At 72.1% G+C, this 21,137-nt stretch carries 21 protein-coding genes; 10 read left to right on the forward strand and 11 right to left on the reverse strand.

The features are described 5' to 3' along the window. Positions 1–32: 32 nt before the first annotated feature. From QSK36_RS39630 to QSK36_RS39645, 4 genes are read left to right on the forward strand one after another with little or no spacing between them, the layout of a single operon-like run. A complete protein-coding gene (locus tag QSK36_RS39630) occupies positions 33–1,535 on the forward strand; it encodes a pyridoxal phosphate-dependent decarboxylase family protein (protein ID WP_502883437.1) in 1,503 nt (500 codons plus the stop codon). Next, positions 1,522–2,832, forward strand: coding sequence for a lysine N(6)-hydroxylase/L-ornithine N(5)-oxygenase family protein (locus QSK36_RS39635; RefSeq protein ID WP_285785952.1), 1,311 nt, complete (start codon positions 1,522–1,524; stop codon positions 2,830–2,832). Before QSK36_RS39630 ends, QSK36_RS39635 begins: the two co-directional genes overlap by 14 nt. Continuing rightward, on the forward strand, positions 2,829–3,401 hold the full coding sequence (locus QSK36_RS39640; RefSeq protein WP_285785953.1) for a GNAT family N-acetyltransferase: 573 nt from the start codon (positions 2,829–2,831) through the stop codon (positions 3,399–3,401). The genes QSK36_RS39635 and QSK36_RS39640 overlap by 4 nt, the downstream gene beginning before the upstream one ends. After that, the gene (locus tag QSK36_RS39645) at positions 3,398–5,209 is read left to right on the forward strand and encodes an IucA/IucC family protein (RefSeq protein WP_285785954.1); all 1,812 of its coding nucleotides are present in this window, start codon (positions 3,398–3,400) and stop codon (positions 5,207–5,209) included. Before QSK36_RS39640 ends, QSK36_RS39645 begins: the two co-directional genes overlap by 4 nt. Positions 5,210–5,216: 7 nt before the next feature. Here QSK36_RS39645 and QSK36_RS39650 read toward each other — a convergent pair whose 3' ends face one another. The 5 genes from QSK36_RS39650 to QSK36_RS39670 all read right to left on the reverse strand — a co-directional run bounded on the left by QSK36_RS39650 (position 5,217) and on the right by QSK36_RS39670 (position 10,439). After that, a complete protein-coding gene (locus tag QSK36_RS39650; RefSeq protein WP_183538129.1) occupies positions 5,217–5,501 on the reverse strand; it encodes a DUF1540 domain-containing protein in 285 nt (94 codons plus the stop codon). A 112-nt stretch (positions 5,502–5,613) separates the two neighbouring features. Further along, the gene (locus QSK36_RS39655; RefSeq protein ID WP_285785955.1) at positions 5,614–6,240 is read right to left on the reverse strand and encodes a GAF domain-containing protein; all 627 of its coding nucleotides are present in this window, start codon (positions 6,238–6,240) and stop codon (positions 5,614–5,616) included. Further along, a complete protein-coding gene (locus tag QSK36_RS39660) occupies positions 6,227–7,141 on the reverse strand; it encodes a S8 family serine peptidase (protein ID WP_285785956.1) in 915 nt (304 codons plus the stop codon). Before QSK36_RS39660 ends, QSK36_RS39655 begins: the two co-directional genes overlap by 14 nt. Then, positions 7,138–10,230: an AAA family ATPase gene (locus QSK36_RS39665; RefSeq protein ID WP_285785957.1), complete on the reverse strand. Its 3,093-nt coding sequence runs from the start codon at positions 10,228–10,230 to the stop codon at positions 7,138–7,140. Before QSK36_RS39665 ends, QSK36_RS39660 begins: the two co-directional genes overlap by 4 nt. Further along, positions 10,227–10,439, reverse strand: coding sequence for an aroma-sacti cluster domain-containing protein (locus tag QSK36_RS39670; RefSeq protein ID WP_139575383.1), 213 nt, complete (start codon positions 10,437–10,439; stop codon positions 10,227–10,229). The genes QSK36_RS39665 and QSK36_RS39670 overlap by 4 nt, the downstream gene beginning before the upstream one ends. Before the next feature lie 418 nt (positions 10,440–10,857). On the opposite strand from QSK36_RS39670, the gene QSK36_RS39675 reads away from it, so the two are divergent. After that, positions 10,858–11,943 (forward strand): MFS transporter, encoded by a 1,086-nt coding sequence (locus QSK36_RS39675; protein ID WP_502883438.1) that lies wholly within the window; start codon positions 10,858–10,860, stop codon positions 11,941–11,943. On the opposite strand, the gene QSK36_RS39680 is transcribed toward QSK36_RS39675, so the two are convergent. Together QSK36_RS39680 and QSK36_RS39685 are read right to left on the reverse strand one after the other, a co-directional pair. Beyond that, positions 11,890–13,695, reverse strand: a complete 1,806-nt coding sequence (locus QSK36_RS39680; protein ID WP_285785958.1) for an AfsR/SARP family transcriptional regulator — start codon at positions 13,693–13,695, stop codon at positions 11,890–11,892. The genes QSK36_RS39675 and QSK36_RS39680 overlap by 54 nt on opposite strands. Positions 13,696–13,733: 38 nt before the next feature. Next, entirely contained in the window at positions 13,734–14,885 is a 1,152-nt protein-coding gene (locus QSK36_RS39685; protein WP_285785959.1) for an ATP-grasp domain-containing protein, read from the reverse strand. 490 nt (positions 14,886–15,375) lie between these two features. On the opposite strand from QSK36_RS39685, the gene crcB (QSK36_RS39690) reads away from it, so the two are divergent. The 3 genes from crcB (QSK36_RS39690) to crcB (QSK36_RS39700) are packed head-to-tail and all read left to right on the forward strand — an operon-like array spanning position 15,376 to position 16,630. After that, positions 15,376–15,912, forward strand: coding sequence for a fluoride efflux transporter CrcB (gene crcB / locus QSK36_RS39690; protein WP_285785960.1), 537 nt, complete (start codon positions 15,376–15,378; stop codon positions 15,910–15,912). Then, a complete protein-coding gene (locus QSK36_RS39695) occupies positions 15,909–16,262 on the forward strand; it encodes a DUF190 domain-containing protein (RefSeq protein WP_285785961.1) in 354 nt (117 codons plus the stop codon). The genes crcB (QSK36_RS39690) and QSK36_RS39695 overlap by 4 nt, the downstream gene beginning before the upstream one ends. Further along, positions 16,259–16,630 carry a fluoride efflux transporter CrcB gene (gene crcB / locus QSK36_RS39700; protein ID WP_182901874.1) on the forward strand — a complete coding sequence of 124 codons (372 nt, stop codon included), beginning with the start codon at positions 16,259–16,261 and terminating at the stop codon, positions 16,628–16,630. The genes QSK36_RS39695 and crcB (QSK36_RS39700) overlap by 4 nt, the downstream gene beginning before the upstream one ends. Positions 16,631–16,672: 42 nt before the next feature. Here crcB (QSK36_RS39700) and QSK36_RS39705 read toward each other — a convergent pair whose 3' ends face one another. Then, on the reverse strand, positions 16,673–18,094 hold the full coding sequence (locus QSK36_RS39705) for an alkaline phosphatase PhoX (RefSeq protein ID WP_285785962.1): 1,422 nt from the start codon (positions 18,092–18,094) through the stop codon (positions 16,673–16,675). A 131-nt stretch (positions 18,095–18,225) separates the two neighbouring features. Beyond that, the gene (locus tag QSK36_RS39710) at positions 18,226–19,059 is read right to left on the reverse strand and encodes an alpha/beta fold hydrolase (RefSeq protein WP_139575377.1); all 834 of its coding nucleotides are present in this window, start codon (positions 19,057–19,059) and stop codon (positions 18,226–18,228) included. Positions 19,060–19,208: 149 nt separating this feature from the next. Between QSK36_RS39710 and QSK36_RS39715 the strand changes: the two genes are divergently transcribed. Continuing rightward, a complete protein-coding gene (locus QSK36_RS39715; protein WP_221263874.1) occupies positions 19,209–19,601 on the forward strand; it encodes a hypothetical protein in 393 nt (130 codons plus the stop codon). Here the strand turns inward: QSK36_RS39715 and QSK36_RS39720 are convergent. Both QSK36_RS39720 and QSK36_RS39725 read right to left on the reverse strand, forming a co-directional pair. Then, positions 19,580–20,050, reverse strand: a complete 471-nt coding sequence (locus QSK36_RS39720) for a MarR family winged helix-turn-helix transcriptional regulator (protein ID WP_183538113.1) — start codon at positions 20,048–20,050, stop codon at positions 19,580–19,582. The two genes, QSK36_RS39715 and QSK36_RS39720, sit on opposite strands and share 22 nt — an antisense overlap. 108 nt (positions 20,051–20,158) lie before the next feature. After that, a complete protein-coding gene (locus QSK36_RS39725; protein WP_182901877.1) occupies positions 20,159–20,443 on the reverse strand; it encodes a hypothetical protein in 285 nt (94 codons plus the stop codon). 170 nt (positions 20,444–20,613) lie between these two features. On the opposite strand from QSK36_RS39725, the gene QSK36_RS39730 reads away from it, so the two are divergent. Beyond that, complete coding sequence (locus QSK36_RS39730) at positions 20,614–20,934, forward strand: hypothetical protein (RefSeq protein WP_183538111.1); 321 nt, start codon at positions 20,614–20,616, stop codon at positions 20,932–20,934. Positions 20,935–21,137 lie beyond the last annotated feature (203 nt).

The raw sequence follows: 21,137 nt of genomic DNA on the forward strand, positions 1-21,137 counted from the left end.
GCCTAACCTAACTTCTAACGGTAAGGATGACAATGACCTCTCCCCATGCCGGGGCCGCGCGGCCGTACCTGTTCAACGACCGCACAGTTGAGGGATACCGGCGGGCGATGGCCGCGGCGACCGAGCGGGTGGCGGATCGGATCCGGCGCGCCGACCGGCCGTTCAGCGGCGTGTCCCCGGAACGGCTCGCGCCGGAGATCGCCGCGATCGACCTCGAACGGCCGCTGCACGACCACGCCGCCGCCCTCGACGAGCTCGAACGGGTCTACCTGCGCGACGCCGTCTACTTCCACCACCCCCGCTACCTGGCGCACCTCAACTGCCCGGTGGTGATCCCCGCGCTGCTGGGAGAGGCGGTGTTGTCGGCGGTGAACTCCTCCCTCGACACGTGGGACCAGAGCGCGGGCGGCACGCTCATCGAGCGCCGCCTGATCGAATGGACGGCCGGCCGGATCGGCTTCGGCCCCGCCGCCGACGGCGTCTTCACCAGCGGCGGCACCCAGTCGAACCTCCACGCCCTGCTGCTCGCCCGCGAGGAGGCTCATGCGATCGCCGGTGCCGTTCCGTCGCGGCTACGCGTGATCACGTCCGAGGCCGGGCACTTCAGTGTGCGCAAGGCGGCGAACCTGCTCGGCCTCGGGCCGGACGCCGTCGTCGCCGTGGAGACCGACGGCGAACGGCGGATGCGGCCGGCCGCGCTCGCCCGCGAACTCGACCGCTGCCGCCGCGCCGGACTGGTGGTCATGGCCGTGGTGGCCACCGCGGGCACCACCGACTTCGGCTCGATCGACCCCCTGCCGGAGATCGCGTCCCTGTGCAGATCGGCCGGGGGGTGGCTGCACGTGGACGCGGCGTACGGCTGCGGGCTGCTGGTCTCCCGCAGACGGCGGCACCTGCTCGCCGGGATCGAGCGGGCCGACTCGGTCACCGTCGACTTCCACAAGTCCTTCTTCCAGCCGGTCAGCTCGAGCGCCCTGCTGGTGCGCGACGGCGCGGTGCTGCGGCACGCGGCCCACCACGCCGACTACCTCAACCCCCGGTGGATGGCCGAGCGGGGGATCCCCAACCAGGTGGACAAGAGCCTGCAGACCACCCGCCGCTTCGACGCGCTCAAACTCTGGCTGACGCTGCGCGTGATGGGCCCGGACGCGGTCGGGGAGCTGTTCGACGAGGTCGTGGACCGCGCGGCCGCGTCGTACGCCCTGGTCGCGGCGGACCCGCGCTTCGAGGTCGTCACGCGGTCGCCGCTGAGCACGCTGGTCTTCCGCTACCTGCCGCCGGACGGTCCGGGCCGCAAGCTCGCCGACGACGCGAACCTGTACGCCCGAGAGGCGCTGGCCGCCTCCGGCGAGGCGGTCGTCGCGGGGACCACGGTCGACGGCCGCCACTACCTGAAGTTCACCCTGCTCAACCCGGAGACCACGCTGGACGACGTCGCGCACGTCCTCGACCTCCTCGCCGGACACGCCCAGCGGTACGTGGACGACCTCGCCCCGGTCGCCGACCACTCGGAGGTAACGCATGTCCACTCATGACTTCGTCGCGATCGGGCTGGGGCCGTTCAACCTGGGCCTGGCCTGCCTCGCCGAGCCCATCGCCGAGCTCGACGGCGTGTTCCTGGAGGCGAGGCCCGGCTTCGCCTGGCACCCCGGGATGATGCTCGACTCCGTGACGCTGCAGACGCCGTTCATCGCCGACCTCGTCACGCTGGCCGATCCGACCTCGCCCTACTCCTTCCTCAACTACCTGAAGGAGACCGGCAGGCTTTATCCCTTCTACATCCGCGAGAGCTTCTACCAGCTCCGCACCGAATACGACGCGTACTGCCGGTGGGCCGCCGCGCGGCTGCGGAGCGTCCGCTTCGGCCACCGGGTGACCTCGGTGACGTACGACGAGGCCGACGGCCACTACGTCGTACGCGCGGCCACCGGCGGCGGAGAGGAGACCGAGCACCGTGAGACCGAGCACAGGGCCCCGCACCTCGTGCTCGGCACCGGCACCCCGCCGTACGTGCCGGAGGCCTGCCGGGGCCTCGGCGGCGACCTCGTCCACAACGCCGGCTATCTCGACGCCAAGGCCGCGCTGCAGGCGAAGGAGAGCATCACGATCGTCGGCAGCGGGCAGAGTGCCGCCGAGATCTACCGCGACCTGCTGGCCGACGTCGGCACGCGCGGTTACCGGCTGAACTGGGTGACCAGGTCCCCGCGGTTCTTCCCGCTGGAATACACCAAGCTGACCCTGGAGATGACCTCCCCCGAGTATGTGGACTACTTCCACGCGCTTCCCGAGGACACCCGCTACCGCCTCGAAGCCGAGCAGAAGGGCCTCTACAAGGGCATCGACGCGGCACTGATCAACGACATCTTCGACCTGCTGTACGCCAAGACCGTCGGCGGTCCGATCCCCACCCGGCTGCTGACCTGCACCGAGCTGCGCGAGGCGGCCTACGACGCCGGCCGGGGCGAGTACACGCTCGGCCTGCGCCACGTGGAGCAGGAGCGCGACTTCACGCTCGTCACCCAGGGGCTCGTGCTGGCCACCGGCTACCGCTACGAGCCTCCCGCCTTCCTCGACCCCGTACGCGACCGGATCCGGTGGGACCGGCACGGCCGGTTCGACGTGGCCAGGAACTACAGCGTCGACGTCACCGGCCGTGGGATCTTCGTGCAGAACGGCGCCACCCACGCCCACAGCGTCACCTCCCCCGACCTCGGCATGGGTCCCTACCGCAACTCGTGGATCATCGGCCAGATCCTGGGCCGGGAGCACTACCCCATCGAGAAGGCCATCGCCTTCCAGGAGTTCGGGGCGCCCGAGGGGGTGGTCGCGTGAGAGACCTCCTCTTCCGCCGTACGGACGCCCGGGTCGGCGAGCTCGCCGTACGCCGGCTCGACCCGCGGGCCGACGCCCCGGCCGTGCACGCCTGGGTCACCCACCCCAAGGCCGTGTTCTGGATGATGCGGGACGCCGACGTCACCCGCGTGGAGAAGGAGTACCGCGAGATCGCCGAACACCCGCACCGCGACGCGTTCCTCGGGCTGGTGAACGGCCGCCCGGCCTTCCTGGCCGAGCGCTACGACCCCGCCCGGGTCGAGCTGGCGGGCCTCTACGACGCCGAGGAGGGCGACGTCGGCATGCACTTCCTGTGCGCGCCCGCCGAGACCCCGGTCCACGGCTTCACCCTGGCCGTGATCACCACGGTCATGGAGCTGCTGTTCGCCGATACCGCGACCCGGCGAGTGGTGGTCGAGCCTGACGTGCGCAACACGGCGGTGCACGCGCTCAACGCGGCCGTCGGTTTCGAGGTCGTGGGCACCGTTGCCAAGCCGGAGAAGGACGCCCTGCTGAGCGTCTGCACCCGCGAGCGGTTCCTCGCGGCGACCCGGGAGGCGACGGCGTGAACCCCATTCAGGCGGTCTCCCATCTCACCCCCGACACCTGGGAGAAGGCCAACCGGCGGCTGGTGCGCAAGGCGCTCGCCGAGTTCGCCCACGAGCGGCTGCTCACCCCGCGCCCGCTCGGCGACGGCCGTTTCGCCGTGTGCGGCGATCACGTGGAGTATCGCTTCACCGCGACCGTGATGTCCCTCGACCACTGGCGCATCGGCGAGGTCACCCGCCACCGGCTCTCCGGCGAGACCCTGCCGCTCGACGCGCTGGAGTTCGTCACCGAGATGCGCGGCCCGCTCGGGCTGAGCGACGAGGTCCTCCCGGTCTACCTGGAGGAGATCACCTCCACGCTGGCGAGCCTCGCGTACAAGCTGAGCCGGCGGCCGGTCGGCGCGGCCGAGCTGGCGAAGGCCGGCTTCCAGGAGATCGAGGCCGCCATGACCGAGGGCCACCCGTGCTTCGTGGCCAACAGCGGCCGGATCGGCTACGGGATCGACGACCACCACATGTACGCTCCCGAGGCCGCCGCACCCGTACGGCTGATCTGGCTGGCCGCCCACCGCGACCACACCACGTTCACCTGCTCGCGCGACATCGACTACGAACGGCTGATGCGCGGCGAACTGGGCGAGGATGTCCTGGCCCGCTTCGCGGGCACGCTGGCCGGCCTGGGGCTCGCCCCGGCCGACTACCTGCTCGTGCCGGTGCACCCCTGGCAGTGGTGGAACCGGATCTCGGTGACGTTCGCGGCGGAGGTCGCCGAGCGGCGGCTGGTCTGCCTGGGCCCCGGCGACGACGAGCACCTCGCCCAGCAGTCGGTCCGCACGTTCTTCAACGCGAGCGAGCCGTCCAGGCACTACGTCAAGACGGCCCTGTCGGTGCTGAACATGGGCTTCATGCGGGGCCTGTCGGCGGCGTACATGGAGGGCACGCCGGCGATCAACGACTGGCTCGCCGACCTGATCGGGGACGACGAGGTCCTCCGCGCGACCCGCCTGACGATCATCCGCGAGCGGGCGGCCGTCGGCTACCGCAACCGTCTGTACGAGGCGGCCACCGACCGCCACTCGCCCTACCGGAAGATGCTGGCGGCGCTGTGGCGGGAGAGCCCGGTCGCGGGCCTGGAGCCGGGCCGGCGCCTGGCCACGATGGCCTCCCTGCTGCATATCGACGATGAGGGGCGATCGTTCGCGGCGGCGCTGATCGAGCAGTCGGGGCTCGCTCCCGAGGTGTGGCTGCGGCGCTACCTCGACGCGTACCTCGTCCCGTTGCTGCACGCCTTCTACGCGTACGACCTGGCGTTCATGCCGCACGGCGAGAACGTCATCCTGGTCCTCGACGGCGGCACGGTGGAACGGGTGATCTTCAAGGACATCGCCGAGGAGATCGTGGTGATGGACCCGGACGCGGACCTGCCGCCCGAGGTCCGGCGGATCCGCGCGGAGGTGCCCGAGGAACACCGGCTGCTGTCGATCTTCACCGACGTCTTCGACTGCTTCCTGCGCTTCCTCAACGCGGTGCTCGCCACGGACGGCGTGCTGGACGAGGACGCCTTCTGGCGGACCGTCGCCGAGTGCGCGGCGGCCTACCAGCGGTCGGTCCCGCACCTCGCGGACCGGTTCCGGCGCTACGACCTGTTCGCCGAGACGCATCCCCTGTCGTGCCTCAACCGCCTGCAACTGCGCGACAACCGGCAGATGGTGGACCTGACCGATCCGTCGGCCGCGTTGCAGATGGCAGGCGAGCTGGACAACCCCATCGCCCGCTTCGCCCCGGTCGCCCCGGTCGCCCCGGTCGCTCCGGTGCAGGCGGAGAGCTGAGCGCCGCCTACGCCGGGGCGTACGTGAGGCAGTCGGCCTCGTCCTGGGAGTAGCCGATGTCGATGCCGGGCGCCTGGCACTCCAGCGCCACGTTGTGCCGGCAGTCGGACATCTTGCAGGCGCCCACCCGGCCCACGGTCCCCTGGTCGCCTCCCGGCGTGGGCGCGGTGAAGAACGTGTCGCAGTGCGCGTGGGACGCGTCCCCGACCGTGATGGCGGTGGCGTGGCACATGCCGTCGCGGTTGTACGCGCACGAGGTGGCCTCGCAACGGTTGACTACGGGCATCTCCATGAGCGGCTGTTCCCCTCTGACGATCGTGGCTTTCGTCCTGGCTCATACCGCCTTCGACCAGGTCGGCAATCTCCGCCGCGGTCCCAGACTCGGCCAAGCCACGCCAGAGGATTCAGTGCAACAGCTCCTCGGCCACGGCGAGGAGCTTCAGGGCGGTAGGGTCGGCGGGCCCGCCGTCGCGCGGCACCCGGTCGGAGATCCGCTGCAGCAGCACGTGGACGTCGTCGCCGCCGGGCGCGGCCGGGAGCGCCGTCTCGGCCCGCCGCAGCCGCAGCAGAAGCTCCAGCCCGTACGCGGCCTGGGCGGCGAGCATCGCGAGGAGGTCCACGTCGGCGAGGTCCCCCCGCCAGGTGGCGGACCTGTCGAGCACCTCCAGCACACCGATGCAGCTCTCCTGCCGGATCACCGGCGCCGCCATGATGCTGCGGGGGACATACCCGGTGGACTCGGCGGCGTCGTGGGCGAACTGCGGCACCGCGGTCACCTCGTCGGCGATCATCGGCTGGCCGCTCGCCGCGACCCAGCCCGCGATGCCCGTGCCGGCCGGGAAGCGCGTCCCGACCAGGTGCTGCTCCCCCTCGCCCGACACGGCCTCGAAGACCAGCTCGCCGGTCTCCTGGTCCACCAGGAAGACCGAAGCCGCGGCCGAGGCGAAGACGTGCCGGGCGACCTCGACGGTGGACTGCAGCAGCCTGCGCTCGATGATTTCGCTGTCGGAGCGCCGTTCATGCACGGACATGCGCGCCTCCCTTGGATGCGACGACGTTGCTGGCGGCCAGATAGAGCACGGACTTGAGCTGGAAGGGGGTCATCCACCGGTGCCTGCTCAGGATGAGCGCGCAGATCCCGGTGATGTGCGGCGCGGCGAAGCTGTTGCCGGTGCTGCGGATCTCCCTGCCGCGGCGCCAGGCCACCGGGACCCGGACGCCCCGGGCGAGGAACTCGGCCGGCGGCGCGGGGTTGTAGTAGTAGGTCATGGGGTCGGGTTCGTCGTGGCTGGCCACCGAGATGACCGAGGAGAAGGTCCAGGGGAAGCTGACGACCGGCATGTTGTGGGCCGAGGCCACCAGCAGGCAGCGCCGGAAGTACGCGCGGTCGGCCAGCTCGTGCAGCGCGGGCAGATACTGGCTCCTGGTGGTGGACAGGCTGAGGTTGACGAGGTCGAACCCCTCCTCTACGGCCCAGCGCAGCCCGGCCAGGAGGGCGGCCCCGCTGCCGGAGCGCCCGTCGGTCAGCACCCGCACCGAGGTCAGCGAGACGGCCGGGGCGATCGAGCGGATCACCCCGGCGCACGCGGTTCCGTGCCCCACGGGGTCCACCGGGTCGCAGTCGACGACCGTCAGGTCCTCGCCGTCGGCGACCACCAGCGAACGCTCCAGGCCGCCGACCCGCGGATGACCGGCGTCCACCCCGGTGTCGAGCACGCAGACGCGCACGCCGGCTCCGTCGGCGCGGCCCGCGCCGCCGTCACCCGCGCCGCCGTCACCCGTGCCGTCCCCACCCCAGGCCCACTCCCTGGTGACGTCCTCCAGGCGGCTCACGCCGAACTCCTCCGGGGCCAGCCGCGAGGTCGCCAGGCTCCAGGCCGGCACACCGGGGAAGTGCTCACGCCGCTCCCGGCGCCATGGGGGATGCGTCAAGGTCGCCTCTCCTCCTCGATCCACCGGCGTACGCGCCGGGCGGGCAGCTCCGCTCCCTTGGCCGCGTAGTCGCGCAGCGCGCGGGCCGCGGCCAGGGCCGCCGGGCCGGTGCGCCCGGCGGCGCGGTGCGCCACCGCCAGGTCGGCCAGCACGTCCCCGCGCAGGCAGGGGTCGTCGGTGCGGGCGAGCAGCTCCTCCGCCCGGGCGGCGAGGGCGCCCGCCGCGCCGTGGTCGCCGTCGAGGGCCGCGACCCTGGCGCTCAGCGCGAGAAGGGTCAGCTCGCCGCGGGCCTGCAGCCGTCCGCCCGCGGCCCGCAACCGGTCCAGCTCCCGCGCGGCCTCGGGGTGCCGTCCCTGCCGGAGCAGCTCGCGTGCGGCGTAGAGCTCCAGCGTCCTGGCCGGCTCGGACTGGCCCGCCCGATGGAGGTCCGCCGCCGCCCTGCGGAACAGCGCCTCCGCCTCGGCGTGCCGGTCGACGAGCGACTCCACCAGCCCGCGCACCTGGAGGACCGCGGTCGCCGCGAGGTCGAGGTGGAGGTCGCGGGCGTACTGGTCGGCCTTGTCGAGGACGGCCTTGGCGGCGGTGACGTAGCCGGCGAGCGCGAGCAGCCGCGCCTCGGTGACCAGGACGGGCAGGAGCATCGCCCGGTCGGCGCGGAACCTGCCCGACACCCCGACACACAGGCTCAGCCCCTCGGCCAGCGGCGTGGGGGACCACTGCGCCAGCTCGCAGAGCCCGCTGAGCAGGCGGTTCTCCTCATATCTGTCGCCGAGGGAGCGGGCCCGGGCCAGGGCGTCGCGCAGCGCCGCCTCGGCCGCCCCGAACCGGCCCTCGCCGATACGCACCAGCGCCTGGAGATGGTGGAAACGGCACCAGCCGAGGTCGTCGCCGGGGTCGGCGGCCAGCAGGTCGCGGAACGGCTCGCCCGACGCGGGCCGGGTGCCGAAGCGCACCGCCAGCGTCTCGCGCTGAATGGCGCAGATCAGCCGGTTGCGCCGGTCGTCCGGCAGCATCCGCTCGGCCACGTCCAGCGCGTCGTACGGCCGGTCGGCCTCGCCGTGGGCCAGCCCGGCGTCGCAGATGCGCACCGCCACCACCCGGTGCTCGGCGTGGCCGGCCGGCAGCAGGTCGCGTCCCCGCTCCAGCAGGGCGATGGCGGCGGGCAGGTCCTTGCGGTGCAGCGCCTGGGTGCCCTCGCCCACCAGGGCGCGGGCGGCCCGCTCGGTGAGCGCCGGCAGCATCGGGTCGTCCGGCCGCACCTCGCGTTTGAGCAGGCAGGCGGTCTCCAGGTGGTGGGTCAGGTCGCCGTGCGAGCTCTCCTCCGCGGCGCGGGACGAGAGGGCGGCGCGGGACGCCGCGGCGGCGCCGGCCTGGCCGGCGATCCGGTCGGCGAGGGCCAGATGCCAGGTGGCTCGCAGGTCCTTGCGGGTCATGGCGTAGACCGTGTCCCGGGTCAGCGTCTGCGTGAAGCGGAACGACCCCGGCGCCTCCCCGCGCCCGACCATGCGCGTGCGGATCAGGCGCCCGAGCAGCTCGTCGACGTCGAGCCGGGCCCGCGGCTCGGCCGCGCAGAGGACGCCGAGCTGGTCGCGGGTGAAGACGTGGCCGATCGTGGCGGCGCGTTCGAGCACGTCGCGCTCCCCCTCGTCGAGCCGGTCGAGGCGCGCGCCGAGCAGCGCCTGGATGGTGGGCGGCAGCGGGGCGTCCTCCCCCTCCTCGGCAAGCGTCTCCAGCAGCAGCTCGGCGAACAGCGGGTTGCCGTCGGAGCTCCGCGCGACCCGCAGGCACAGGGCCGGGCCGGCGGCCATGTCGTGGGCGACCACCTCGGCGTCCGGCAGCCGGTGTGCGGCCAGCTCGGCGACCAGCCGTTCCATCTGGGCGGCGTCGAGCGCCCCCAGCTCGAACGCGGCGGCACGCTCCGCGTCGTCCCCCCAGGCGGGCCGCGCCTCCAGCAGCTCGGGCCTGGCCACCCGTACGACCAGGACGGGCACGTCGGCGAGCCACGCCGCGAGGTCGTCGATCAGGTCGAGCAGGGTCGGCTCGGCCCAGTGCAGGTCCTCCCAGACCGCCACAAGCGGGCCGCGCCAGGCCAGCGCCTCGAACAGCGCGCGCACCGCCCGCGAGATCTCCTCGACGCCCGCGTCCTCCCCTGTGCGCGGCGCGCGCGAGGCGTCGGCGGTCGCCAGGCCACGCAGGGTGGAGCCACTCGACGCCTCCAGCGTCGGCTGGATTTCCCGCCAGTCGTCGCCGAGGGATTCGACCATCTCCACAATGGGGCGATAGGTGATCCCCACGCCGTACGAGCGGCACCGGCCGGTGATCACGGTGACCCCGGCGGGCAGCTCGTGGACGAAGTCGCGCACGAGCCGGGACTTGCCGATGCCCGGCACGCCGAGCACGGTCACCACCCGGCACCGTTGGTCCCGCACCGCCTCGCGGTACGCCGCGCGGAGCCGCCCGATCTCGGAGTCGCGGCCGATGAGCGGGATCTGGTCGTCGTCGTGGCCGGTCTCGGGCTCCAGGGAGGTCACCCGCCAGGCCCGTACGGGGTTGCTCTTGCCCTTCAGCGTGAGCGGCGGCACGGGCTCGAGACGCGCTTGGGCGCGGACCATGCGCGCGACCTCGTCCCCGACGAGGATCTCGCCGACGCCCGCGGCCGACTGCAGGCGGGCGGCCGTGTTGACGGTGTCGCCGATGACGCGCAGGTCCGCTCCCGGAGTGGCGATCACCACCGCCTCCCCGGCGCTCACGCCGCAGTGCACGTCGAGCCGGATGCCGTGCGTGGGGGCCAGGTCCTCGCTCAGCTCGCGCACCCGCTGCAGCGCGGCATGCGCGGCGCGGACCGCGCGGAGCGCGTCGTCCTCGCGGCCGGCGGGGATGCCGAAGGCGGCCATGATCGCGTCCCCGATGTATTTCTCCACCACGCCGCCGTGCTCCTCGATGCCGGAGGTGCACGCCCGGTAGTAGCGGTCGAGGACGTCCCGGAGCAGCTCGGGATCGAGCCGTTCCGCGAGCTCCGTCGAGCCGACCAGGTCGATGAAGACGACGACGACGTTCCGGCGCGCAGGGCGGGCCGCCCCGCCGCTCATACGAGTTTCAGCTCTTGTCCCTCGACCTCGCCCGCTGCCGCGTCCAGGCGGGTCTTGATCGAGTTGAGCAGCTCGACCTCCGGCCTGCTCAGCTCGGCGAACACCTGCCGCTGCCGCTCGTTGAGCAGGTCCACCGGGTGACCCGCCTCGCGCAGGGCCGTCAACGGGTCGAACGGCGCCGGCCCGCTGTGAACCTCGCGGCTGTTCATCGGCCACCTCCTGGTCGTGCGGGACCTGTCGGCCACAGGGGTACGCCGCCAACGGTAAGTACGGAGGGTTCAGGGCCAGTATGGCGACGCCATGCCGTCGCCATACTGGCCCCGATCACGCCAGGTCCGGCCGCGCATACCGGCCCCATACCGCGTCCCTACTGGGCGCCAACCGCCGGTTGGGACGCTCCGAACATGAGTGAGCGGAGCGAGCGAATCGGTGGGCACAGTGAGCTGCCGCCGCTGCGCCGTAACTCCCGGTTCCAGATGCTCTGGATGGGGGCGGCGGCATCGGAGCTGGGGACCACGCTCACCTGGGTGGCCTTCCCGCTGCTGATCCTGGCCGTCACCGGCTCGGCCGCGCTGGCCGGGCTGGTCGGCGCCTGCCGGATCACGGCCACTGCCCGCCGGGGCGTGGGTGGACCGGTGGGACCGGCGCCGGATCCTGATCGCCGCCGAGGTCGTCCGGTGTCTCGCCCTGGCCGCGCTCGCCGCCGCCGTCCTGACCGGCCGGGTGGCGCTGTGGCAGATCGTGGCGGTCGCGGTGGTGACCGGCGCGGCCGACTCCTTCTTCGGCCCCGCCAGGGCCGCCGCGATCCGCGGGGTCGTGGCTCCCGGGCAGCTTCCCGAGGCGTACGCCCAGGAGGAGGCGCGCGGGCACGCGGCCGCCCTCGCCGGGCCGCCACTCGGCGGCTTCCTGTTCGGCCTGGGCCGGGCCCTCCCGTTCGCCGTGGACGCGCTCAGCTACCTGGTCTCGCTGGTGTGCGTGGTGCGCGCGCGGGTGCCGCGCCGGCCGGCGGGGGCGGCGGAGCGGCGCGAGAGCGGGATGCGGGCCGACGTAATGGAGGCGGCGGGCTGGCTGTGGCGCCATCGCGGCCTGCGCGCCGGGCTGGCGTTCGCCCTGGTCGCCAACCTCGTCGCGAACGCGCTGCTACTGCCCGTCATCGTCATGGTGGAGGCGCGCGGCGGTGATGCGGCCGCGACCGGCGTCGTGCTGGCCGGGCTGGGCCTGGGCGGTCTGCTCGGCGCGACCCTGTCGGCCAGGATCGGACGCCTGCTGCCGCCGGGCAGGCTCATGCCGGCCGTGGTCGGGTTCTTCGCGCTGGCCGTCTGCGCGACCGCCCTGCCGTTCGGGCCGTACTGGCCGGTGGTCCCGCTCTTCCTCGCGATGGTCGCGGCGCCGGCGCTCAACGTGGTCCTGCGTGTCCTGCTCGCCAGGCTCGTCCCGGACGCGATGACGGGCCGGGTGGTCTCCGTGTTCACCGTGGCCACCATGGGCCTGACCCCGGTCGGGCCGCTGCTCGGCGGCCTGCTTGCACAGTACGTCGGCGGCGCCGGCGCGCTGGTGGCGGTGGGCGGCCTGCTCGCGGCGTGCTGCGTGGTGGCCTCGATCAGCCCCGCGCTGCGCGGCCTCCACGTGCCGGCTGCCGCCGCCACCGGTTCCGCGCCCTCAGCGGTTCCGGTCCTCGCCGAGCTCGGCCGCGAACCGGTGGGCGAGCGGTGACATCGCGTACGACAAGGAGTGGGCGACCACTTCGGCGTCGGTCTCGACCTGCGGGATCGTCAGGACACCGGCCTCCAACAGGGACTCGATGACCCGCTCGCCCGGCCCTTCGGTGCCGTCCAGCGCCGCGACGAGCTCCTCGTGCCCGAAGACCGGGCCGTCGAGCGCGCCCAGGGCGAGGAACGCGGCGCGGTGCGGCCACGACGGGTGGGCGTAGGACTCCTCGAACCGCCGGCGCAGTGACACGTCCCCCGCGACGAACTCGTCCAGCACGTCCTCGGTCCGTTCCAGCCGCTCCGCCAGCAGGCCGAGCGGCAGGTGCCGCAGCCCGGCGAGCCGGCCCCCGAGCAGGCGCAGGACCAGGGGCGACAGCCCGCACCTACGGAAGATCCGCAGGACGGCGGGCAGATCCCCGGCCACCCGGTCGCGGCCGATCAACCGGCTCAGGAACTCGACGCCCTCACTCGTGGACAGGTCCTCGAGATCGATTCTGGCCACCGACTCCAGCCCGCTGAGCCTGTTCCGGCTCGTCACCAGGACCCTGCTCGACGTGGTGCCGGGGAGCAGCACGCGGACGCTCGACTCGTCCGGCGAGTCGTCGAGGACCAGCAGGACCTTCCGGTCGGCGAGCCACGACCGCCAGACAGAGGCCAACACGTCGTCCCCGCGCACGCCGGCGACCTCCAGTCCGACGCCCTCCAGGATCTCCCGCTGGACGTCCGCGGCCGGCCTGGGGACTCCGTGGCACCGCAGCGGGATCACCACGGCGCCGTCCGGATAGCGGGGGGCCAGCAGGTGCGCGACGTGCACGGCGAGGGCGGTCTTGCCGGCGCCGAGCCCGCCCGTGATCACCGTGACGGGCGCGGGCTCGTCCAGGACGCGCCGCACCTCCGCCTCCCTGCCCACGAAGTCGTCGATGGCGCGGGGCAGCCGGTTCGCCAGGGCGCGTACGGGCCGGGGGCGAACGGCGCCGGCCAGGCTGGGGAGACGCGCGGGCGGGGGCCCGTCACCGCGGAGGATGGCCTGGTAGAGCTGCCTGATCAACGGGCTGGGATCGATGCCCATTTCGGCGGCGAGGTGCCGGCGCAGGCCCTCGAAGTGGGCCAGGGCCTCGGCGGCCCGCCCGCACCGCGACAGCGCGGTCATCCTGGCCGCGGCGACGCGCTCGCGGGCGGGGAACCGTGCGGCGACGACGTCGAGGGAGCCCAGGGCCTCGACGTGGCGGCCCAGCTCGATCTCCAGCTCGACCCAGTCCTCGTAGATCGACAGGAAGAGCTCGGTGAAGCGGCCCACCTCGGCGGCCACGAGCGGGACATGGCAGAACTCCTCAAGCGGCCGTTCCCGCCACATGCGGACGGCGTCTCCCAGCAGCGCGGCGGCGGTGGCGAGGTCCCCGCTCCGGACGGCGGCACGCCCCGACCTGCCCAGTTCCAGGAAGCGCAGCAGGTCGAGCTCCTCGCGATCGGCGCTGATGCGGTAGCCCCATCCTTGGAAGCTGATCCGGTCGCCCACGATCTTGCGGAGCGCGGACATGTAGACCTGCAGGTTCTTGCGGGCCGTACGCGGCGGGGTCTCGCCCCACAACGAGTCGATCAGCTGGTCCGACGGGATGACCGTGTTCGCGTGGCACAGCAGGAGCGCCAGGAGAAGCCGCTGTTTCGGAGCGCCGATGACGGCCCTGCGGCCCGCGACGCGGACCTCCAGCGAACCGAGTACAGAACAGTGCAGTCGCGGCGAGCTCACGTCACCCATGGCGCTTTCCTTGGTCCGGGTCTGCGCGGCGACCCCGGTCACCGGCGGGAGCCGCGTGTCCGAGTGCCTAACAGGAGGAAGTCGACGAGTTCGAGCGGCGATGGGGGTCCGGTGTTCCCCAGGGCCGCCAGGTGGAGCGTCCTGATCGCGAGCGCGACGGCGGTGGAGACCTCACGCCCTCCGGCCTTCGCCTCGAACCAGCGCCAGTCGCCGTCGGTGTTGACCTCGAGGAACACCACCTCGCCCGCGCTGAGCAGCAGGTCGAAGGCGCCGTAGACCAACCCCCACAGGCTCGCGAGCCTGCGTACGGCGTCGGCGACCGCGGGCGGGGCGGCGACCGGCGTGACCGTCACCTCGGCCTCCTCCCGCCACGGCGAGTCGGGGGCGCGCTTGCCGACGGCGTAGGCGTGCACGGCCCCGGCGACGTGATAGACCCGCAGCTCGGCGTCGTGCTCGACGTGTTCCTGCACGATGACCGGATAGTCGAGCGCGGGCCGGCGCAGGACCTCCGCACGTGCCGCGATCTCGGGGAGCGCCCCGGTCAGGAGGCCGGGCGAGGCCTCGACGAAGTGCTCCCCGACGACCTTGACCACGACCCTGCGGCCCGGCATCGCGGCGGCGGCCTCCGCCGGGGCGGTGGTGACGACCGTCCGGGGGACGCGGATGCCGGCGGCCGCGGCCCCGGCGAGCTGCTCCAGACGACCGGGACGGTTGCCGGGCAGGCTGGCCGGCGCGAGCGAGCAGATCTGGCGGACGAACGCGTGCCAGGACTCGGCCCGCAGGAGGGTCTGTGCGGCATCCGCCGTCGCGGGCATGGCCCGGGGGGAGAAGTGGCGCGCCCAGACGACGGTCGGAGCGATCCGGCGGCCGTCAAGGTCGAGCACGCACCAGGTGCGGTCGTGCCCGGCTCGGCCGGTCACCGTGGCGGACAGCCGCAGCGCGGCCACGCTCTCGGCGTCGACGCGTACGCTCGGCACGCCGAGGTGGTGCAGCGTGTCCTGGAGGACGGCGAACTCGGCGCAGCCCGCACGGTCGGCCAGCACGACGCAGGGTGCGGCGTCCGTGACCGGCCCGGTCCCCGGGAGCCGCCACGACACCGAGCCCGGCGATCCGCGCAGATCGACGGTGAGGTGAGGGTCGCACGACCGGCCGGGCCCGGCCTGGCCCGGGACGCCGGTGGCGCTCAACAAGGCGTGACCGCAGCCGTGCGCGCTCCGAATCCGTCACCTCGCACCGGTGACGCTTCTATCGGCATCATTTTCGTGATCACGCCCATATCCCACCAGTCAACGGCGGCCCCGGTTTGCTGTCAATAGAACCTAATATGGTTAATCAATATGTTTATTGTTATATGTAGAAGTTGTATTCGAGCAGGTCACTATAGGTCTATGTCCGGAAAGTGGTGACTGTCGGAAGCTCTGTCTGCCGTTCTGTCCCGACCCTTAATTTGTGGTCGTCAGCAATTCCTTAATAGGGGCATACCGCTGCTGATCGCGAATCGCCCGGCGCGCGACGACCACGGCGGCCCGGAAGGCCGTTCCGGTGCGGCACCTAAACTGGGATGCACTCGTGCGGAATCCGCTCCCCTTCGCGACCGTCGTGGCAACCGTCGCGCGGACCTGCGGACAGGCCGGGCGACGAGTCGAACGGCGGACCGGGTGGCGAGGTGAGGAGGACGGTGTGAGCCGGCGCGTACGCGGCGATCGGGAAGAGGCGGATCTGCCGGTCGACCCCGACGTGGACCTCCGTCACGAGCGGGACATGTTCCGCGGGCCGGCGGCCCCGGCCCCGGCCCGCCGCCGGACCTGGGACGTCCTCGCGGTGATCGCACTCGGCGGCGGAGCCGGCGCCGTGGCCAGGTATCTGCTCGGCCGGGCCTTCCCCGCGCCGCCCACCGGATTTCCCTGGGGGACGTTCCTCGCCAACGTCACCGGCTGCTTCGCGCTCGGGGCCCTGATGGTCTTCGTCCTGGACGTCTGGCCGCCGCGCCGCTACGTCCGTCCGTTCCTCGGGGTCGGCTTCCTCGGCGGTTTCACGACGTTCTCCACCTTCGCCGTGGAGATCGTGGACAGGTCGTCGCACGGCGCGTGGCCGATGGCCGGTGCGTACGCCGCTGTCAGCATGGTCGCCGGGCTGATCGCGGTCTGGTGCGGCATCGTCCTCGCCCGCACCCTGGCGGGCCTCCCCGTACGGCGGCGCGGGAGGAGAGGCGAATGAGACTGCACGGCCCCGCCCAACGATTGACGATCCTGATAGGCGAGAGCGACCAGTACCGGCACCGGCCGCTGTACACCGAGATCGTGCATCGGGCGCGCAGGATGGGCCTGGCGGGGGCCAGCGTGTTCCGGGGCATCGAGGGCTTCGGCGCCTCCTCGCGCATCCACACCAGCCGCCTGCTGTCGCTCAGCGAGGACCTGCCCATCGCCGTCGTCATCGTGGACGTTCCGGAGAGGATCAGCGCGTTCGTGGCGGAACTGGACGAACTGGTGACCGAGGGCCTGGTGATCGTCGATCTCGTGGAGGTCTACCGCTACGTGGGGCGTGAGCCGGGGCGGGCGGAGCCGTGACCCTGCTGCTCGTCTTCCTCGGCGGCATCGTCGGCGCTCCCGCCCGTTATCTGACCGACCGCCTGGTGCAGCGCCTGCACGACAGCGTGTTCCCCTGGGGCACGCTGGCGGTCAACCTGTCCGGGTCGCTCGTGCTCGGGCTGCTGCTCGGCGCCCGGGACGACCTCGGGCTGCCCGCCGCGATGGTCACCCTGCTCGGCACCGGCTTCTGCGGCGCGTTCACGACGTTCAGCACGTTCGGTTTCGAGACCGTACGGCTGCTGGAGGAGGGCTCGGTCCTGGAGGCCGGGCTCAACGCGCTCGGCAGCCTGGTCCTCGGCGTCCTCGCCGCCGCCGCCGGATTCGCACTGGCCGCCCTCCTCGCCTGAACCACCGAGCGAGCCGGAGGGGCTCGCTCGGTGTGCAGCGGGTCAGTGGTGCCCGGGGCCGTTGTGCTTCTGGGTCCAGGGACCGGTGATCGCGAAGACGTAGCCGGGGGTCTGGATGTTGGCGAACAGGATGCGGCCGTCCTCGCTGAACGTCGGGCCGGTGAACTCGCTGTCGTTGAGCTCGTTGCGGGCCATCGGGTAGGGCGCGCCCTTGTCGGTCACGCCGACCAGGTGCGACAGGCCCTCGCCGTCCTCGGCCAGGATGACGCCGCCGTACGGCGAGACGGTGATGTTGTCCGGCCCGTCGTAGTCGGTGTCCTGCTCCGGGTCGGGGTTGACACCGAAGATCGTCTTGAGCGTGACGGTCTCCGACTCGGGGTCGTAGAACCAGACCTGGCCGTCGTGCTCGTTGACGCTGCCGTCGTCGTGCCGGGCGTAGCTGGCGACGAAGTACGCGCCGCCGTCGCCCCACCAGGCGCCTTCCAGCTTGCGGCTGCGGGTGATCTGGTCGTCGGCGAACTGCTTGCGCACCGAGGTCGTCTTGGCGTCCCGGTCCGGCACGTCGACCCACTCGACCTTGTAACGGGTGCCCGGCTGGGTCGCCTCGGACAGGTCGGCGATGTGCCTGTTGCCCTTGCGGCACCGCATGGCCTGCAGCTTCCCTGCGGTGTCGCCGCCGGGGCCCAGGGCCAGCGCGCGCAGCGCGCCCTTGCGGCCGTGGAAGCCGTGGGGCGGGGTCCAGCGGAAGTACAGGCCGTTCGGGCCGCTCGCGTCCTCGGTCAGGTAGATCTCCGAGTTGCGCGGGTTGACCGCGACGGCCTCGTGGGAGTAGCGGCCGAGGAACTTCAGCGGCACCGGGTTCTTGTTGGCCTCGCGGTCGAACGGGTCCACCTCGAAGACGTACCCGTGGTCCTTCTGGAAGGCGCCGCCGGCCCGCTGCTCGGTCTCCTCGCAGGTCAGCCAGGTGTTCCACGGCGTGATGCCGCCCGCGCAGTTGTTGTGCGTGCCGGCCACGCTGACGTACTCGCGGATGCGGTTGCCGTCCCTGTCGACCTCGATGTTCGTGGTGCCGCCCTTCGCACCCGGGTCGTAGGTCAGGCCCGGCAGGGCGGGCACGCCGTACGGCTCGCCGCCGCCGATCTCGTGGTTGTTCACCAGCACCCAGCCGTCACGGCCGCGGAAGCAGCCGGTGCCGTCGGCGTCGCTGGGGGTCGGCTCACCCGACTCCAGCACCGTCTTGCCGGCCTGAGCGACGATCTTGTAGGAGAAGCCCTTGGGCAGGGCGAGCAGACCGGCCGGGTCGGCGACGACCGGGCCGTACCCGATCGTCTTGCCGACTCCGGCCTGGGCCGCCTGGGCGGCGGCGGGGCCGGCGATGGCCTCGATGCTGCCCGCGATGGCGATGCCGAGGCCGCCGGCGGCGGCCGAGCGCATGAGGTCGCGGCGGGAGAGGGAGGAACTCACAGGACGTACCTTTCGGTGCTGAGGGCAGGCCCTGCGATCCCATTACCCTGCCTTTAACCTCTCCTTCCGTGAAACGGACGCGAGGGTGAACACGCCGCAACGATCTCAGGACGGCACATGCCGCCCGCGCGTCACTTCGCCAGGAAGGCGAGGAGCGCGTCGGTGACCTCCTGGGCGTGGGTCCACAGCAGGCCGTGCGGGGCGCCCTCGATCTCGACGTACTCGGCCTGGGGGAGCGCCCGGTGGAACGGGCGGCCGGTGGACTCGATGGGCAGGATGCGGTCGGCGGTGCCGTGCACGATGAGCGTCGGAACGTCGATCTTGGGGATGTCGGCCCGGAAGTCCGTCGTCCAGGTGGGGACGGCCGCGGACGAGGCGTACCACGAGGCTCCCGCGGCGGTGTTCCAGTTGGCCCGGACGACCTCCTCGCTCAGGCGCGTGCCGAGGTTCTCGTCGGTGTTGTAGAAGGCGTTGTAGAAGTCGGTGAAGTAGGCGTAGCGGTCCTTGGTGACGGCCTCGAGGATGCCCTCGAACACGCTGCCGTCCACGCCCTCCGGGTTGTCCTCCGTCTTGAGCAGGAACGGTTCGAGGGAGGCCAGGAACGCGGCCTTGGCCACCCGCGCCGAGCCGTACGTGCCGAGGTAGCGGCCGACCTCGCCGGTGCCCATGGAGAAGCCGACGAGGATCACGTCGCGCAGGTCGAGGGTCTCCAGCAGCGTGTTCAGGTCGGCGGCGAAGGTGTCGTAGTCGTAGCCGACGGTGGGCTGGCTCGACTGGCCGAAGCCGCGGCGGTCGTAGGTGATGACGCGATAGCCGGCGCCGAGCAGGGCGGGGATCTGCTTCTCCCACGAGTGGCCGTCCAGCGGGTAGCCGTGGATGAGCACGATGGGCTGCCCGCTACCGTGGTCCTCGTAGTACAGGTTGATGTCGGTGCTGTTCTCCTGGCCGACGGTGATGTACGCCATGACGTGCTCCTTCTGATCTCCAGTGCGTGACCCCGGCCTTTGCAACCGGGTTCCTTGTGCGTCCCAGAGACTAGGGCACAATTAAGTTGTGCGCAAGGTAATCGCGCGCTCGGTGCCTCGTGGGCTCTTCCGCCGATAAGGTCACGGGTGTGCGGATCGCGAAGGGTGCAAACGAACCGGCGCAGTCGACTGCAGAGGCTGCCGACCACAAAGGCGGCGGCTGGTTGCGAAAGATCGGCTGGGGAGTGATCGCGCTCTTCCTGGCCGCGTTCGCGGTCTTCGAGAGCGTCAAGTACGGCGTGCCGACCACCGTCGCCGCGCTCGTGTTCTTCGCGCTGATCGACCTGTCGCGGCTCGCCGGGGTTCGTCCGCCTGGCGCGCTCTACCAGGCCGTCCACCGTGTGTGGATCCCGCTCGTGGTGCTGGTCGCCTACAGCTTCGGCCCGATCGCGTGGCCGCCGCTGTTCACCGCCGCCCTCGGCTGGCTTACCCGCATCGCCCTCGAACGAACGCTCGCCCCTCAGTCCCGCCGGTTGGCGTAGGCGGTGACGTTGGCGGTCAGGCGGCGCAGCGTGGCGAGCGTGCGGGTGAACTCCTCGGGGTCGAGCGCCATCGCGTCACCGACGGAGGCGAAGATGTCGTCGCTCCGCTCCCGCAGCCCCGCGCCCTTCTCGGTCAGCGTGATCTGCACCGTGCGCTCGTCGTCGATGCGGCGCTCCCGGCGCAGCAGGCCGTTCGCCTCCAGGCGCTTGAGCAGTGGCGTCATCGTGCCGTAGTCGAGGTGCAGCGCGGCGCCGAGTTCCTTGACCGTGACGCCCTCCTTGGGGCCGTCCCAAAGCACCAGCAGGACCAGGAACTGCGGGTACGTGAGACCCATCTCGTCGAGAAGCGGCCGATAGAGGGCGGTGACGGCGCGGGAGGCGGCGTAGAGCGCGAAGCACATCTTGTCGTCGAGGACGCGGGGAAGCCGCTCGCTCGTGGTGCCGGTCATCCTTCCACTCTAGGAGCCTGGCCCGCCATCTGCACGTGAACGGTCCAATCGTGCACGAGGTTTTTTCGGGTGGCGTGACCCGGCGCCGGCCGGGTCACGCAGGCCCCGTCAGCCGCACCGGCGCAGCACCATGGGCTTGCCGCAGCTCATGGTCCCCGGGTTGGCGCCGGCCCGCGCGTTCAGGCCGAGGTCGAGGCCCAGGTCGAGGGCGACGTCGAGGCCGAGGCCCACGTTCAGGCCCGCGTCGACCCTCGCGCCGAGGTCAGCGGCGGCGGCCGCGGGCTTGGCGGCCTTCGGCGTGTCACAACCGCAGCCCGCGTAGGCGGGCGCGGTGGCGAGCAGGCCCGCGCAGGTCAGGGCGGCCAGGGACAGAAGACGGAAAGGGTGGTGCATGAAGATTCCTCATCTCAGGTGTAACTAATCGTGCTCGATCGTTACTCTTCGTATCCGTACGCGGGTTGCGACAAACTCGGGGCGCGCCCGGCGAAGCACCAAAAGCCCGGCGAGATCCGACGGCGAAGCGGCCATTGCCCGCCGTGGAATCCGGACGTACCGTCGATGGCGTGGCCGTCATCCACAGGGACCGCGTGGCGTGGGAGAGCGCCAGGGTGTTCGTCGCGGCCGCGACGGACAACGCCTACTGGTGGCTCGGTGAGATGCTCGGACGCCATCTCGGGCAGACGTACGAACGGGACCTGGCCCGCACCCGCACACGCCTCCTACGAGACGAGGCCCGGCCTGTGCGGGGCGTTCGCGAGGACCCGTTGTCCGCCGAGGTCGGCGCCTGGCGCGCCCGGATCGAGGACGTCCTGACGGAGCGTCCGGAGCTCGCGGCGGTCCTGTGGCAGGTGATCGAGGAGACCGGACGCCGCCTGGGCCGCTGACGCCCCGCCGGTCCGGCGCTCCACGTATGCCTGTGGCCGGGTTGTCCACAGGCTGTGGACAACCCGGCCTTGAAGCTCAGCGGAAGCGGCGGAGTCTGAGACTGTTGCTGACGACGAAGACGCTGGAGAACGCCATCGCCGCGCCGGCGATCATGGGGTTGAGCAGGCCCGCGGCGGCCAGCGGCAGGGCCGCGACGTTGTAG

It is taken from the genome of Microbispora sp. NBRC 16548, from assembly GCF_030268985.1.
Lineage (GTDB): Bacteria > Actinomycetota > Actinomycetes > Streptosporangiales > Streptosporangiaceae > Microbispora > Microbispora catharanthi.

What these genes read in the sequence shown, in the direction of transcription:
- QSK36_RS39695 (WP_285785961.1), top strand. Translation starts at nt 15,909, where the DNA reads ATGAGACTGCACGGCCCCGCCCAACGATTGACGATCCTGATAGGCGAG.
- QSK36_RS39680 (WP_285785958.1), bottom strand. Translation starts at nt 13,695, where the DNA reads ATGGGTGACGTGAGCTCGCCGCGACTGCACTGTTCTGTACTCGGTTCG.
- QSK36_RS39725 (WP_182901877.1), bottom strand. Translation starts at nt 20,443, where the DNA reads ATGCACCACCCTTTCCGTCTTCTGTCCCTGGCCGCCCTGACCTGCGCG.
- QSK36_RS39635 (WP_285785952.1), top strand. Translation starts at nt 1,522, where the DNA reads ATGTCCACTCATGACTTCGTCGCGATCGGGCTGGGGCCGTTCAACCTG.
- QSK36_RS39665 (WP_285785957.1), bottom strand. Translation starts at nt 10,230, where the DNA reads ATGAGCGGCGGGGCGGCCCGCCCTGCGCGCCGGAACGTCGTCGTCGTC.
- QSK36_RS39630 (WP_502883437.1), top strand. Translation starts at nt 33, where the DNA reads ATGACCTCTCCCCATGCCGGGGCCGCGCGGCCGTACCTGTTCAACGAC.
- QSK36_RS39710 (WP_139575377.1), bottom strand. Translation starts at nt 19,059, where the DNA reads ATGGCGTACATCACCGTCGGCCAGGAGAACAGCACCGACATCAACCTG.
- QSK36_RS39670 (WP_139575383.1), bottom strand. Translation starts at nt 10,439, where the DNA reads ATGAACAGCCGCGAGGTTCACAGCGGGCCGGCGCCGTTCGACCCGTTG.
- QSK36_RS39650 (WP_183538129.1), bottom strand. Translation starts at nt 5,501, where the DNA reads ATGGAGATGCCCGTAGTCAACCGTTGCGAGGCCACCTCGTGCGCGTAC.
- QSK36_RS39720 (WP_183538113.1), bottom strand. Translation starts at nt 20,050, where the DNA reads ATGACCGGCACCACGAGCGAGCGGCTTCCCCGCGTCCTCGACGACAAG.
- QSK36_RS39655 (WP_285785955.1), bottom strand. Translation starts at nt 6,240, where the DNA reads ATGTCCGTGCATGAACGGCGCTCCGACAGCGAAATCATCGAGCGCAGG.